The 15,416-nt window shown below is 50.9% G+C and carries 13 protein-coding genes and 2 pseudogenes; 5 read left to right on the top strand and 10 right to left on the bottom strand.

Annotated features, from left to right (window positions below; all coding sequences use genetic code 11):
• Window positions 1-24: 24 nt before the first annotated feature.
• Window positions 25-405: a relaxosome protein TraM gene (locus ACWKX3_RS23310; RefSeq protein ID WP_454542579.1), complete on the bottom strand. Its 381-nt coding sequence runs from the start codon at window positions 403-405 to the stop codon at window positions 25-27.
• A gap of 385 nt (window positions 406-790) precedes the next feature.
• Here ACWKX3_RS23310 and ACWKX3_RS23305 point away from each other — a divergent pair, with 385 nt between their 5' ends.
• Both ACWKX3_RS23305 and ACWKX3_RS23300 read left to right on the top strand, forming a co-directional pair.
• Complete coding sequence (locus ACWKX3_RS23305) at window positions 791-1,255, top strand: transglycosylase SLT domain-containing protein (RefSeq protein ID WP_454542578.1); 465 nt, start codon at window positions 791-793, stop codon at window positions 1,253-1,255.
• Window positions 1,256-1,728: 473 nt separating this feature from the next.
• Entirely contained in the window at window positions 1,729-2,625 is an 897-nt protein-coding gene (locus ACWKX3_RS23300) for a LysR family transcriptional regulator (protein WP_454542577.1), read from the top strand.
• Window positions 2,626-2,715: 90 nt separating this feature from the next.
• Here ACWKX3_RS23300 and ACWKX3_RS23295 read toward each other — a convergent pair whose 3' ends face one another.
• From ACWKX3_RS23295 to ACWKX3_RS23255, 9 genes and pseudogenes are all read right to left on the bottom strand, one after another.
• Complete coding sequence (locus tag ACWKX3_RS23295; RefSeq protein ID WP_153682292.1) at window positions 2,716-3,672, bottom strand: ArdC family protein; 957 nt, start codon at window positions 3,670-3,672, stop codon at window positions 2,716-2,718.
• A gap of 195 nt (window positions 3,673-3,867) precedes the next feature.
• Window positions 3,868-4,188 carry a hypothetical protein gene (locus tag ACWKX3_RS23290; protein ID WP_454542576.1) on the bottom strand — a complete coding sequence of 107 codons (321 nt, stop codon included), beginning with the start codon at window positions 4,186-4,188 and terminating at the stop codon, window positions 3,868-3,870.
• Window positions 4,166-4,381: pseudogene (locus ACWKX3_RS23285) on the bottom strand (phage holin). Before ACWKX3_RS23285 ends, ACWKX3_RS23290 begins: the two are co-directional and overlap by 23 nt.
• A 1,569-nt stretch (window positions 4,382-5,950) precedes the next feature.
• The gene (locus tag ACWKX3_RS23280) at window positions 5,951-6,229 is read right to left on the bottom strand and encodes a YdgH/BhsA/McbA family protein (protein WP_153682294.1); all 279 of its coding nucleotides are present in this window, start codon (window positions 6,227-6,229) and stop codon (window positions 5,951-5,953) included.
• Window positions 6,230-6,420: 191 nt separating this feature from the next.
• Window positions 6,421-6,555 (bottom strand): annotated as a pseudogene (locus ACWKX3_RS23275) (transposase); the annotation flags it as partial.
• Between the two features lie 91 nt (window positions 6,556-6,646).
• Window positions 6,647-7,378 (bottom strand): ABC transporter ATP-binding protein, encoded by a 732-nt coding sequence (locus tag ACWKX3_RS23270; protein ID WP_454542575.1) that lies wholly within the window; start codon window positions 7,376-7,378, stop codon window positions 6,647-6,649.
• On the bottom strand, window positions 7,365-8,432 hold the full coding sequence (locus tag ACWKX3_RS23265) for a FecCD family ABC transporter permease (protein ID WP_454542574.1): 1,068 nt from the start codon (window positions 8,430-8,432) through the stop codon (window positions 7,365-7,367). The genes ACWKX3_RS23270 and ACWKX3_RS23265 overlap by 14 nt, the downstream gene beginning before the upstream one ends.
• Window positions 8,410-9,441 (bottom strand): ABC transporter substrate-binding protein, encoded by a 1,032-nt coding sequence (locus ACWKX3_RS23260; RefSeq protein WP_454542573.1) that lies wholly within the window; start codon window positions 9,439-9,441, stop codon window positions 8,410-8,412. Before ACWKX3_RS23260 ends, ACWKX3_RS23265 begins: the two co-directional genes overlap by 23 nt.
• Before the next feature lie 89 nt (window positions 9,442-9,530).
• Window positions 9,531-10,940, bottom strand: coding sequence for an MFS transporter (locus ACWKX3_RS23255; RefSeq protein ID WP_454542572.1), 1,410 nt, complete (start codon window positions 10,938-10,940; stop codon window positions 9,531-9,533).
• 543 nt (window positions 10,941-11,483) lie between these two features.
• On the opposite strand from ACWKX3_RS23255, the gene ACWKX3_RS23250 reads away from it, so the two are divergent.
• From ACWKX3_RS23250 to ACWKX3_RS23240, 3 genes are all read left to right on the top strand, one after another.
• Window positions 11,484-12,761 carry a porin gene (locus ACWKX3_RS23250; RefSeq protein ID WP_454542571.1) on the top strand — a complete coding sequence of 426 codons (1,278 nt, stop codon included), beginning with the start codon at window positions 11,484-11,486 and terminating at the stop codon, window positions 12,759-12,761.
• A 235-nt stretch (window positions 12,762-12,996) separates the two neighbouring features.
• Window positions 12,997-13,812, top strand: a complete 816-nt coding sequence (locus tag ACWKX3_RS23245) for an N-acetylmuramoyl-L-alanine amidase (protein ID WP_454542570.1) — start codon at window positions 12,997-12,999, stop codon at window positions 13,810-13,812.
• A 110-nt stretch (window positions 13,813-13,922) separates the two neighbouring features.
• Window positions 13,923-14,972, top strand: a complete 1,050-nt coding sequence (locus tag ACWKX3_RS23240) for a porin (RefSeq protein WP_454542569.1) — start codon at window positions 13,923-13,925, stop codon at window positions 14,970-14,972.
• Window positions 14,973-15,416: the final 444 nt, after the last annotated feature.

Here is a 15,416-nt window from a genome sequence, read left to right as displayed (position 1 = left end):
CGATAATGACAACGCCACTTTTAGCTAATCATCTCTTAATATCATTCTAATGCGTGCCTGTGTCTGTGATTTCAACCAGTCAATCAGGCTGGCGTAATTATTTCGGGTATCAGCCTTGATATCCTGAAGATCAAACATAAGTTTCAAAATCTGCTGGGCCACAAGCCGTGACTTGACGGCCTCCACCATGATTTCCTGCTGAATTTTATCCTGCTGAGAGAGTGCCTCATCCTCTCTTTTTGCTTTAGCACTCAGATAGACCCTTATCCCTAATTCGAGCATTTCTGAGCAAACGCTTGAGATATTTGCTTCAGCATGAGTGTCGCCTTCCTCGCGTCGCTCATTCACAATCGCACGAATGCTATCCAGGGTTCTCTGTTTCATATATACATTTTGCCGTGGCATCACCCTTTCCTCGTCAGAGACAATGCACAGGAATAAGGTTCGAAAGGCGTCATAGAACAGACCCTCGCCTCATTCGCAGTAAAACAAATGTACCACTTATGCAGTGCTACCGTATTTAACCTAACTCTTTAATTTTTATTAATTAGCCCTTATAAAACCACGCCTCGGCACTACATAAGTGATTATGCAGCCCTTATCCGGCCAATATACTGAAGAATAATTTTTCACTTCAAAGAATAATTTTTAAGCTGATGAATGCAAATGTTAATCTCGAAAATCATTTATTTGCGTGGGGTGTGCTGTAAAGTGAATGAGGAGCGCCATTCGCCTGAGCATGTGTTCGGGATGGTTTACACCCTCCCCTGATATGAAGAATTGAGGAAAAATGGTCAGAGCAACTGCATTCATCCTGTCAGTCCTTCTGCCGGCCCCCCTTTATGCTGGAGACTGTTTCGAGCGTGCCGGAAGGGATTACAAAATAGATCCCGACCTTATCAGGGCGGTAGCCTGGAACGAATCTCACTTCCATAACAACGTAACAGGAAGGAATCCGGTTTCGGGTTACGGTTCTGGTTTAATGCAAATAGATTCCCAGCATTTTCCTGAACTGAAAAAATATGGCATCTCCCCACAGCGACTTCTGCAGGATCCGTGTCTTAATGTCTACACGGGAGCCTATTATCTGGCAAGAGCGTTTCAGAAATGGGGAGTAAGCTGGCAGGCTGTCGGGGCCTACGACGCCGGTTTTCAACATTCGGCCAGACAAGCGATGCGGCGATACGCCTATGCCAGCAGGATAGCAAGAACCTACAGAGTCATAAAGACCATGCGGTCGGACGATGACGATTAAGAATACTATCTGAAAATAGCATCCCGTTCTCCGAGACATTGACTCAGCGGTAATTTAACCGATAAGAAAACCAGGCATATGGCCTCAAATGAATATCTCACAACATCAGGAGACCGTAAAAAAACGGCCCCCTTTTCTTTCATTACAATTGCAGAAAAAAAATGAGCACTGGTGCCTCAGGAAATTACGCGCTCAGCAAAACAAGCTCATATTTAGTGAGCGGTAACTCATTAATATTTCGTTAATGAAAACCCCCACATTTCTGTGCGGCACAGGGTATTTCTTATGCAAACATACAGGATAATATGTCCGTGCATGGCGCAGAGGCGCCAGTGACTCGTTAAGATCAGGCGAGTTGTAACCATTATTCTTCACGATGATGAATACTTTTCCAGAAAAAATACTCCTCCATTACTCAGCAGACGAATGATGTTTATACGCGCGCCAGGATTCATTTAAAAGGCCATTGCCAGATGAAACGTAATCTCACCAGTTTACTGTATTTTGTCACGGTTGCCCGCGAGCGAAGTTTTACCCGTGCGGCGGCAAATCTCGGTGTCAGTCAGCCCGCATTGAGTCATGCGATTGCTGAACTCGAAAAGAGCACGAACATTCCCTTGCTCTTAAGAACAACCCGTCGGGTTACGCCGACCGAAAGCGGCCAGTGTTTACTGCATGCCATCGGATCGCACGTTGATGAAATACAGTCAGAACTCAATAAACTCAGCGAATTCCACCTTCAGCATGACCGAACGGTCAGGATCAACTGCGCCTCGCTTTTGATGAGTCCCGCGCTGATGAGGAAGCTTAATCACTTTATTATGGCAAATCCGGAACTTCGTCTCGAGTTAGGCGATACGGATCGTCCCGAAGCGTTCGCCGGAGAAGCGTTCGATGCATACCTCAGACTGGGGCCGGGTAAGCGTAAAGAGTGGAACAGTCACCCTGTCAGCCCCCCTGTCAGAATGGCGGTCGTGGGTTCGCCAGCCTATTTTGAGCGTCATAACGAGCCCGAACGGCCACAGGACTTGTTTGCACATCACTGTATCCGGCAGATACAGTATGGCGAGAAACAAACCAGCCGGTGGATTTTTAAAAAGGGAGACAATCAACAGGATATTCTTGTCGACGGCTCGATAGGGTGTCAGTCTCCGGCCCATCTGATTACCGCCGTCTTATCCAATGCCGGACTGGGATATCTGCCGGAAGGTGACGTCCTTACCTTTATTGAGAAAGGAAAAATGAAGAGGGTTCTGGAGGACTGGTGTGAGCCTTTACCCGGCTACCATCTTTGCTATTCCGCCTGTAAAAAAGCTTCTGAGCCTTTGTTGAAGCTCATCGACTCGCTGGTTGAGAAGTCGCAGAGTTAGGCATTAGCGTTGAACGTCCGGCGATGACTGTCGGCACGGTAAATCCTGCTGCCAGAGCAGGTGAAGCCCTGCATCGCAGGGCTTCACCTTTTAGCACGCCATCAGGAATCGATGTGCTTTACTGGCAGCGCTGGCCGCCTGAAAAATATAACGTTTATCGTTCTTAAGTGATTTCAGCCACGACGCAATATAGTTTTCGTGCTGGACCTCTCCACTCACGCCCAGGTCAGCCATCAAAAATGCGCAGCCCAGCTCAGCGATCAGCTCTTCGAATGCGTAGCTCTCTGAACCAAATTTGCCCCCCTTCTCGCGGTCAAGGCGGCTTTCTGCGCCCGTCCAGTGAACCAGTTCATGCAGTCCAGTCGCGTAAAAGTTCGCGGCATCTGTGAACAGATGGCGTTCAGGCAGCCAGATTTCATCTGTTGAAGGCTGATAATACGCCCGTTGGCCGCGTTCATTAATATTCGCGCCAGTGCGCTGAAAAAGCGCTTCAGCCTCTGGCAGTGGATCAAATCCGGTCACTGGCTGCGGGCTGATTTCGTTGTCCAGGTTCAGTCCGTCTGTCTGCTCGATGTTAAACACGGTGAAGGTTTTAAGCATCGGGATCCGCTCCAGCTCGCCGGCATCGTTTTCCTTCTCCAGGGTCTTATAAAAAATGCCGGTTGTACCGGTTTCACCCTTACGGACCCGTGCGCCCTGCTCTGTGGCCTGATGGTAAGTCAGCCAGCGTGGATCCTGAAAACCATGTTTTGCCGCACTGCACCACAGCAACATGATATTCATCCCGGTGTAGGCCTTGCCGGTACTGAAATTTGACGGAATACCCGATACTGCGCCGTTACGCTTCCACGGACATACCCACGGCTTAACCCCCCTTTCCAGGGCCTCGATAATGCTGTTGGTTACCGTCTGGTACACGTCCGTTTTTGATCTGGTTATGTCTTTACACCGTTTCGTTTTTGAGGAGCCTGACGGCTCCAGCGGGGATACGCTGGTCGCCTGTGCGGCAACAGGGGCGGTTGTTTGGGTATGCAGGTTCATCGTCATGGCAGTTTCTCCTTTAGTGTGAATTTCGTCTTCGTATCGCCTGACGGTTCGTCTTTCCCGGAGTCGTTCTGGCCCGCAAGGGCGCGTAGCGTGCTATTTACCCTTGCGGGCCGGGTTGAGACGGGGGACGATTACCGGAAGCCTGATACGAAGGAGAAAGGCAACACAGGAGAAAATGACGATGTATACCCGGGCTTACCGCCCCTTATGCTGCGCGGGTGAAATGTGGTTAATCCTGATGTTGATTCTGGGATGGCCGCACAAAGGGGCCAGATGCGAAGCAGGTCGATGCGCACAGAACGCAAGCAAAAAACGGAAACGCTGCTGAAGCCCGTAAAACTGATTGGTAAAAAAACAACAACGGCGGGCCGGAGCAGATAATAATTTCGCCGAAAATGTCCTGCGCGCCGCCTTTCCAGGGCCATCCGCAGTGCACAGTAATACTGCAGCAATGAAAATAGCTCCGGATCCGCCAGCAATGGCACCCACCAGCTTATTCCTGAGTGTCGGATTCATCCCGGCTCCAGCTACGGCGGTTGTCTTCGCGGATCTTGAAATAGAGATTCATCAGTACGGCGATGATGATACCCACCAGCACACCGATAGCGTTCCACTGCTCGGGGCTGTAGGCATTCAGTATGCCGTTTAGGATGCTCCCGGCTGAAGCGCCATAGACAGTACCAGTAGTTAGTCAGTCCATGCGATACATACTCTCACCTCGCTTTGTGCGGGTGTTGGGTGGAGGATATAAAAAAAGACCACCAAATGGCAGCCTTATATAAAAAGTGATGACTAATATCGTTTCATAGTGGGGACTGGCGTCCGTTCAGACCAGTCAGGCCGTTCACCGGCCATAATGGCACGCTGTTGAGATGGCGTCACCGACTGGGTTATCTCAGGCATTGACTTGTATTCAGGTTCTTGGGGAGGACTGATAACAATATCAGAGCTGCAACCTGACAGTAGAAAAAATGCAAATACAGATGAATTGAACTTTAACACTTCAAACCCTTCCAATGGGATAAGATTATGCATAAATAACGTGGTGCCGTGTGCCTCCCGGTGCCCTCACCGCAGTCAGTAGAGGCGCGCGTATACCTGCAGAGACAGTTAGCTGAAACGCTCTTTCGCTTAGAAAGCAATTCACCACCTCCATAATTTAGTTCTCAATCATTCTCCCCGTCAATAATTATCTCAAGACGAAAAAAAGACCAGCAAGGAGTTGCTGGTCAGGGGTCATGCAGTTGTCTCTGCGTGTTTGGCGCGTCCCCGCCCCGTGTTTTGAAGTATCGAGAGCATTATTGAATGCCAGTTTAAATATAGCACTCAATGCGAAACTTTCACTATGTTAAAGGCCCTCAGAAACGTCCTTTTGCACAGCATTATTCAGTGGATTAAATCGGTGACCTTAGCAGGGAAATTATCCCAAACGCCAGCACGCCATCATCCATGACTGGACATCAGTGAATGTTAAAAGTGTCATCAACATAGTTTCAGCATTTCTCATTGCAAGTCAATCACACGTAGAATTTCGATCATTTTCAATAAGTTAAACGCTATACTTAAGTAATGCTAAGGAAACACTTAAGTCAACTAAGGATGATGGTATGTGGATAGTAATTGATAGTTTGATTGACCCATCGACAGGCACTATATTTTCGTGGATTACCTCAACTAACAAGATGAATTTGATACTCTGGCATAGTGGGAAAATACAATTTCTACCTGGAGATGAGATAACAACTATAAGCGAAGGCATTAACAGAACTTCAGAACATAAAAAATATATCATATAATCCAGTTCAAGCCCTCTCTTTGGTCAGTACTGATATCCAATCTGAAATGCCCCAGAAATAATAAGATATTTTCAGGCTGTCCAGGCATTTGTCGTATAGAGAATTGCTGTTACAAAAGGGACAACTTACAATAGCTTACGGAATTATATTGGGCTTAGCGGAAGACGCTTATCAAACTCGAATCCAGAAATAAAAGCCATCATATGATGCCCGCATTCTGAAATCGAACTGGTGCCATACTGATTACAAGTCAGGTGCTAAACCTGCCGAGCTAAGTCGGCACTGGTCCGCCACCGGAGCCTCGAACCCCGTACCACAACACATGGGTTGCCGCTCTTCCCGATGAGCTAGTGGCGGTTTGGTGGCCCTTGATGAACCTGAACCAGCGGCCGGGCGAGAATGAGTCACACGCTCCAACCAGCTGAATTAGAGCCAGTCGATAAAAACCCGCCTGAAGCGGGTTTCAGTGTCAACCGTTTAAGTTATTTAAATACTTCCGCCACGGCCTGGAAGTTAGGACCATGCTCACGAGCAGCGATAATGACATAGTATTTCCCGCCCTTTTCATCTGCCAGTTTTGAGAGTTGTTTATGAAGATCCGAGGGTGAAGAAATTTGTCCGCCTGAAGCGCCGACAGATACGTTACCAATGTACTCGAGTTTGAAGTGATGAGCTTCGTCCTTGGAAATCATATCAGCTGCAGATACGCCAAAGGTTGCTGCTGTTAAAGCCAGTACAGTCCCTAGTAGTGCATTTTTCATACCATTCCTCCTGTTGATGAACGTATATATTTAACATTAGCACTTAATATGTAAATGATCCGTATCAATTATGTAGACGAAATGGGCAACATTCCAAAACACTAACTAAAAGTCCTGCGGAATTAACCGCAGGGCTTAGTGAATTCTTACTGGTCGAAAATTTTCAACGAATTCCCGATACTAGTATTGATATTATCAGGCTTGATAGCCCGCAGCCACTTGTAGAGGTTGTGCCCGGAAACGCCCAGACGGTTGGATACTTCGGCAACGAAATTATCGCGTTCCGGTATCTGACGGATGGCTTCTTCCTTATATTCAGGTGCAATCGTGTTATGCCTGTAGGCACCCCTATGCTCAAACTACAGGGCAGAAGTCTACCGGGGTGGGGTTAATCCAGGCTGTTAACCCCGTGACGGGTCATGTCAGGACGTTGCCTGTGATTTTCAGTGGTGAAATGGATAATCCGAAATAGTGGCTAAGCTGAGTGTCACTGAGCATGTGGTCTGTCGGCCCGCAGGCATAGCATCCCGGCCGAAGCAGTAAACACAGGTCGGCCACCTGACTGGCATGACTGATAAAGTGGGTGTTCATGATGATGGTCTTCAGATCCTTCTTTGCGAACTCATGTAGCAGGTTGATGATGCGATGCTGATATGTGAAATCGAGACTGGACTCCGGCTCGTCCAGAATAAGCACATCGGGGTCCGGGGCAAGTGCTTTCGCGATAGCACAAAGCTGTAGCTCGCCGCCGCTGATCTGATTGACATGCTTGTCTTTCAGATGCCCGGCACCTAACCTGACCAGCACGGCTTCAGCCCGGTCATAATCATCAGGTGTGGGCGTCCTCAGATAACCTTTATCCCCTCCCAGACCAAAGGTAATAAAATCAGCTATGGAATAGTTAAAGGGGATATGTCGGGTCTGTGGTACCCAGGCCAGGCAGACCTTTTTGTGGTCAGGGCGCTCAATGGTGCAGCGTCCTGAAAGCGGACGGAGGATCCCGGCAATAACTTTGAGCAAGGTGGTTTTCCCTGCACCGTTGGGGCCAAGAACACACAGCACTTCTCCCTGCCCCAGCCGGAAGCTGAGATTCTCGAAAACCGGCCGTTGACCTTTAAAGCCATAGGTCAGGTTCTCAGCGATGATCATGGGAGGCTCCTCTGATATACAAAAATGCAAATAACGGTGCCCCTGTCAGGGCGGACAGAATACCGACGGGAATTTCTGCATAGGTGAGCGCGCGGGCAAGCGTGTCAATCACAAGCAAGAAGAGCGCACCACATAACGCCGTAACGGGGATTAGTTTGCCGTGGTTGTTTCCGACCAGGGCTCTGACAAGATGGGGGATAACCAGTCCCACCCATCCCACCACGCCACAGATAACGACGGACGCCGATATCATCACAGAGGCGGAGACCAGAAGTACTATCTTCAGTAACAGCGGATGTAAACCCTGAATTTTCGCCTCATCATCGCCCAGAGAGAGAACATTCATTGTCCACCGCAGCCTGTAAATCACGTAATAGCAGAACATAAAGAGCGGGATCAGGCTGAAGACTTCTCTTTTGACCAGCGAGGAAAAGCTGCCCATCAGCCAGAATACAATGGCGGGCAGGGTATCCTCCGGATCGGCCAGATATTTCAGGACAGAGACAAAAGCGACAAATACCGAGGCAACGATAAGACCCGAGAGGATCGTCACGATCGCCTCCTGGCTTTGCCGGAGAAAGCAGAGGCCGAACACCAGGGCGAGGCTCAGCATCCCGAAGATAAAGGCACATCCGGTGGAAACCTGATAAGACAACCCCATCACGATCCCCAGCGCTGCGCCGAAAGCTGACGCCGAGGAGGTGCCGAGCACATCCGGGCTGGCCAGGGCATTTTTCAGCACGGCCTGATACGTCGCACCCGCAACAGACAGTCCTGCCCCCACCATTACGGCAGCGAGAATACGCGGCAGGCGAAGATCGAAAATCACTGCCGCTTTTTCTTTGCTGTACTCAGCGTGGGGTGCCCCCAGCAGGATATGCACCACATCCTGCACCGACAGAGAATATCGGCCGATAAACAACGAAGCCAGGCTCATGAGAACCAGGCTGACACACAACAGGACCAGCAGCTGACGGTAGGCTTTTTGTTCCGGCATAACGTTCTCGGGAATGGCTGAAAAGGGACGTCGCTTAACGCTGGCGTAGGACTTCATTCAACAACCGATCCGGGATCGCGTAGTCAAACATGGTTTTGTAATATGCCCTCGTCAGGCTTTTCATATCCGCATCACTCACAAAGTCCGGCTCCAGCTTGCTGACCATAAACAAAGGAAGCAGGGGCGTTTCAGCAGACAATCCGCCCCAGTTGTGTAATCCCACCGGCGTTGAGTAGATCTGCTTGTTTTTCCAGGCGCGTGTCCCCTGCCACATCTGTCCGGGATTGCGGTTATCGAGCAGAGCCCGGGCACTCCCAAACACAACAAAAATCACATCCGGGTTCCACGCCATGATCTGCTCCATCGAGACCGTAATGTACCGACCGGCATCACCGCTGACCTGAAGGTGTCCGGCAACATTCTCCATGCCGGCCATTTTGAGGTAGGTATCGCCGAACGTATGGGGACCACTCACACGAAGGGTCTTGCCGTCACTTTGTTCGAGGTATAACGCTCTGACGTGCCGCTGACGTATCCGGTCGGCATAGGGCTGGATGGCTTTCCGGGTCGTCTCCCACGCCCGATGAAATTTGTCGGTCCGGGGCAGTCCAAGCGCATTCTCAAATGTGGTTTCCCAGTAGCTCTGCGTCGCTTCGGGATCGTATTTGGCACTGCCGCCAGTATCCAGATTGATGACCGGCACCCCCGCGCGTTCCAGGTGGTCATTCTGGCTTTGTCCGTAATAGAAAATCAGATCCGGATGAAGCGTCAGTAATGTCTCCAGGTTAACGGAATAATCGTCGTTGATAAAATGCGTGGTGATCCGTCCGATGTCAGGCTTCATATCCTTCAGAACGTTCATATCAGCATGCAGGAATGCCCAGGGGCCCACCCCGACGACCTGACGGTAAGCCAGCGGATTGGCGAGGATCACACCGAACGGGCAATTACCGGTAATAATGATTCGATGATGCCTGATGGGCTCATTCATCGCGGCATGAACAACCACAGGAAACAGGCACAGGGCCAGCAACAGCGTGTACAGGACGTGAAGAACTTTCAGCATAAAGGAGTGCTCCGGGTACGTTAAGGATGAGAAGGTTCGTCCCGACAGGCCATACAGGCTGTCAGTTGCGCTTCCGGTCGTGCACGGCATCAACGTCTGCCGCCGGGGTGTCTGTCGTCGCCGGGCACGGAAGTGCATTTTCTGACGTGCGCCTGCCTGAGCCGCAGCCAGCTGACCCCCAGTGATAAAAGAGAGAACAGGGCCCCTGCCGCCATGCTGGCACGAATGGCCCCTCCCCCGAAGACATTAAACATGACGGCAACCAGGGCTGAACCGATGATTTGTCCTGCCAGGCGGGAGGTACCCAGCAGGCCGCTTGCGATATTGTTTTGCACCGGGCTGACGGAGGTCATGATCAGCAGATTATTAGGGGTCTGAAACAGACCAAACCCAAACCCGCAAAGCGCCACGCGCCAGAGGATCTGCGCGTCTGATGGCGAAGGAGGGAGCCACGTCATCAGAAGCATGCCGGTGACCAGCATCCCCAGGCCTGCTATTGCCACCCGTTCGGCACCAAATCGTGTAGAGAGCTCGCCTGCAATCAGAGAGGTCATCATGGTGGCCAGAGGCCAGGCCGTCAGCATCAGCCCGGCCTGCACAACGTCACGGTGCAGGACGTTATGAAAATAAAAAGGCAGCGCGACATAGGCCAGCAGTTGCGTGCTGTAGGACAGCAGGGACATCGACAGAGAAAGGGAGAAAACCGGACTGGCGAACATTGCCATGGGGATCATGGCTTGCGCCTGCTTCGTCTTTTGATTGATAACGAGTTGTCTTCCCAGAATCAGGAGGGCGATAAAACTGGCCGCCGCAAACGGGGCATGGTTGCCTGTCACACTCAACGTCAGGCATGCGAACGACAGGCAGGTCAGGAAGACCAGACCGGCACCGCCACTGTCAAAGGGCGTCGCTGCACAGTGCACCCTTCTTAACGAGAAGCAACCTAAAATGAGTGAAAGACAGGCCACCGGGATATTGATCATAAAGAGCCAGTTCCAGTTAGCCAGCGACAGGATGCTTGAGGCCACAGACGGCCCCGCTGCGGCTGAAACCGAGACGACCATGACGTTGATGCCCAGTCCCCTGCCAAGCAGTCGTGGCGGATAAATCGCTTTGATCAGGGCGGCGTTCACACTCAGTATGGCTGCCGCACCGAGCCCCTGGATGATGCGAAAAAGTGTCAGCATATTCAGGGTGGTTGACAAGGAACACCCCAGTGAGGACAGCGCAAACAGGATGACTCCCGCCATAAAAATCCGCGTATTACCCAGCGTTCGCCCCAGGGCTGAAAAAGGAAGCAGTGTCGCAATCACGGCGAACTGATAGGCATTGATGATCAGAATCGACGCGGATTCGGACACCGAAAAGTCTTTTGCAATAAGGGGAAGCGCCACGTTCGCAATCGTGCTGTCCAGCATGGCAATGACCGTACTGAGCGAGACCGCCAGCACGGCAATGATGCTGACCGGTTCAGTGCCTGTATGCGATAACCTGTCCATATCCCCCCCCCTGTTGTCAGCCATCACAATGAAAACGTTATAACATAACACGATAATGATAATTATTATCCTTTGAAAGGATAATTAACAAAATATGTCGTCCGGGATGCCTGTCTTCCGCGCGCATTAATGGGGCTGAATAAGATTACGAATAAAGACGACACCGTCACATTTTAATGGCCACCCTGTCTGTTTCTTTCCCTATTCACAGCCAGACAATTCAAAAAACACTGCGAAATATAAATAAACGAATAAGTCCGCTTATAAATCTATTTATAAAAAATATTATTAGTGCATTTATATAATAAACCACAAATAAACATAAGGTGCATTTCTTTACGCAACGCAAGAAAAATTAAATGCGTCACATTTCATTTAGTTAGTCATGATCATAATAAAACTGCTGAATAGCCGCCCTTCTTTTCCTTATCGAACCTGACACGGTCTCAGGCGCATCGCCGGAGAACCGTTTTGTTTTCACCAGCAGTGGAACTGACACACGTTCAGGAACGGCAAATAATGTTTAAAAAAGGAAACAACAAAATGAAGAGAATTATTCCCACAGCGATAGCCGCCTCACTCACCCTTATTCTCAGCGGTTCTGTTATGGCGCAGGATAGCCATTCTCTGCAGGCCGCACCGGGTTATACCGCCACACAAACCAGGGGGGAAACCCTCTGGAGCGATAATGACAACGCGATCGGCGTGTTGGGTTCGCTACGTCTGTTTGGAAAGACCGATTCTGCGCACACGCAGAAACACGATATTCAGAACAACGATTCCCGACTGGGGATCGCCATGCGGCATAACCTGAGGGCCGGTGATAGCGATACCTTTGCGCTGGGATACTACGAAACGGGCATTCACGGACTGGATTCCTCAACGGATGGCCTCAGCAACAACGTCTATACCCGTCAGGCTTACGCAGGGGTGGGCAGCGAAACCCTGGGTATCCTCACGTTTGGTAAACAGTATGCGCCGACGGACTGGGGGCTGGGGGTGGATACCACCTATGCCTGGGGCGGCAAAGGAAAACACGATCAGGCCGGCATGTCGACGGATATCGTCAATTCGGCGGGCATCTGGTACTACACGGACGATCATCTTACCGTGGGGGTCATGGCGCAGGGGAATGACAACGTCGACAAGATTGGTTTTGCCAACTACGGAAACGGGCCAGACCTGCACGATGCCTTTCGTGACGGCACCGCTCTGGTTCACAACGGTGCGGCGATGGCGGCCCGCTATCAGTGGGAGAATGGCCTGGCGTTGTCCACGGCAGCGGCCTACAACCACTATACGGTGAATGGCGGCCTCAGTCAGGGCTGCACGCCTTTGGGTCCGGACAATCACTGTTACCCCTGGACCGAAACGGACGGACAGCCCTATGACGGGAATACCTATTCCATGGGGATGAATGCCAAATACACGACAAACGTGGGGGACCATGCCTGGTACAACGGTGCCCAGGCCACGTGGTACGTGAATAAAGTGGATAACGTCACCTCAGCGACCCGGGGGCAGTATCGTCATAATCCTTTGCGGGCAGACGATCAGGAGACCATCCTGGGCCTCGAATACGATTCCCGGCTCCATTTAACAGACAACTGGAGTGTCTACGCCGATGTCAGCTGGCTTCGCGGAGGCGATGCCATGGAGGGACAGCATCTTGAATCGACCGTGCTGGGAACCGATTACTGGCTGGGTAAAAATGCGGTCACCTACGTGGAATACAGCTACCAGAAAGCCTGGGGCAACGCCAATGACGACTGGAATATTGACGATCATCTGGGCGCTGTAGGGCTGCGCGTCTTTATTTAGGTGGGTCTGACAGAGGAAGCGCGGGCTCGACAAAACAGTCCTGTGTCTTGCCTGTGCCTCCTCTGCTCATCGCAGTATGGTAAATCAGCCACGTCAGGGAACGCCTGCCCCCGCCCCGTTGTATGTTCATCCCAGGACACCAAAAGCGACAAACAGTAACACTGTCTCGAGAGAAACAAAAAAATGATTTGTTATAACATAACAAATATCAATCCCAGACAAGGAGTAATGAGGTATGGCCTCACGAACGACGCGACGTCAGCTCATTCTGGCCGGGCTGACGACACTACTCACCAGTACGATGTTCAACACGGTCTCCTACGCACATCCGGTACATCAGCAGAAGAAAAACGCCCGCCGTACACGCAAACCGCGGGTAATGATAGATCCGGGCCACGGCGGAAAAGATCCGGGTGCCACAGGGTATGAAGGCACACTGGAGAAGCACATTGTTCTCGAAACCGCAAAATTTCTTCAAGCCATGTTGATCATGAATGGTGTGGATGTACGGCTCACACGTACAGAGGACATCTTTGTTCCACTCTATGAACGGGTTCAGATGGCCCATCATCACGAAGCGGACCTGATGATATCCGTGCATGCGGATGGTTTTACCAGCCCGAGCGCGCACGGAGCCTCGGTTTTTGCCCTCTCGACCCGCGGGGCGACAAGTGCAATGGCCAGGTATCTGTCAGACAGTGAAAATGCTGCCGATATAGCAGCAGGTGAAAAGTCCAGTGCCGGAGACCGGTATCTGCAGGAAGTCATTTTCGACCTGGAACAAACGGAAACGCTCCGGGAAAGCCTGGCGCTGGGTTCTCAGCTCATTCACCATATTGCCCCTGTCCATACGCTGCACGCCCCCACAACGGAACAGGCCGCTTTTGTCGTACTTAAGTCTCCTTTTATCCCTTCCATTCTGGTTGAAACGGCCTTCATAACCAACCCTGACGAAGAAAAACTGCTCAGTACGGCCTCTTTCCGGTACCGCATAGCCGGTGCACTGGCAAAAGGGATAACAGATTATCTGAACAGTAAAAAATTATTATAAAATAATGCATTACTGCTGGAAACTTACGAAGCAATGTCCCGAGGGATCTCTGTGCCGCCTGCCGGCTTTCGGGGATCGTCACTTATCCGGAGGACATACACGACATCTCAGTGCCTTTATTCTCAACTCGTCTCTTCTACACTGTGTTAGGGACTGTACTTATTTCGTTCAGCAACCTTGCCGTTGCAGCCCCTTTATCACGGACCAGAGATCACTCTCTGGATTTTTACGGGACGCTGGTTGCAAGAAGGTTCATGAGCCACGAAACAAAAGATGATGGCGATCGAACATATCTTTATTTCGGCTTAAAAGGGACGCAATGGCTCAGCCAGGACTGGCAGGCTTACGGGCAGTGGGAATACACCGTCAGCGCGGCAGACGCGTCACGTAATGCCACACGTCTTGCTTTTCTTGGGATAAAACAACGGACGCTGGGTAGTCTGGATGTCGGCAGAAACTGGGGCGTGCTGTACGACGTCACCTCCCTGACCGATCGTTCTCCTCTGTTTCGGGAAATGTCTTACAACTATGTGGACAACATGATGCGCGGCCGGGCTGAGGACCTGCTGACCTATCGCCAGTCATTTAACCTCGCCCGTATGCCCGTGCATCTTGCACTGCAGTATCAGTTTCCGGGTCATCAGACAGATCGCCCGTTGATGAAACAATACGGAAAGGGGCTGGGAGCGTCTTTTGGGTTTGCTCTGACTTCCCGGTTCAGCGCTATTCTCGCAGCCTCCTCCTCTACCTCAACCGGGACACAAAGGAAGGATGCGAGCTATCAGAATCAAGTCCGAACGCTGGCGGGTGGCCTGCGATATCAGTCACCGTCGCTGTACCTGGCGGTTGTATCAACTCGCAGCAATAATGCCATTCACCCGGAACCTGCTGCCAACGCCAGCCCCGCATTCAGCGAGGAAGTGCTGGTGAAGGTGATGTTGACCTCCAGACTGCAGCCGCATGTGGGTTATACCCGTTTACGTCAATCGGAATCAGGGTATCACCAGGATATTCTGAGCGATGAAGAGGTGGGACTGACGTACTATCTGGGGAAAAACATGCAGGTTTTTATGGATTATAAGCTGAATAATCTGAGACAACGCAGCAGCCAGCCAGACGTTGCCGACAAGGCAGAGATCGGCCTCAGCTATCACTGGTAGAAACCCGGGTAATGAATGAACCGGAACACGGGAAAAGCAGGTCGTTATCAAATCGCAAATTATCTTCAGGCCATACTGACCATAAATGGTGTGGATGGCCTCGCTACTCACAGTTCATAACATACCTCAAGGCAGGGGGCAGAATTAGAGCTGTAAAAAAGTGGGTTGGTAAATTACTCCCTGGCCGCTTACCAGATATGGCTGGCAGAACCAGCCCCCACCAGTTTACGCTGGTGACCAGACAAGGAGTGTCAGGAAAGGATGATTAGTTGTAGCGACTCGCAATCGAAACTTCACCGACTCGCAATCAGCGCCATTTTCGGCTCGGATTAAATGCAAATGAAAAATGCTCCCGGCTCACATTAAGTGACAACGGACTCGCTTTTATCCTGCCCGGCTCGCAATCCATTTTTGCTGGCTCACAATAACTTTACATCAACTTCT

Source organism: Enterobacter sp. UPMP2052, assembly GCF_053709675.1.
This window is presented reverse-complemented; position numbering and strand designations above follow the sequence as displayed.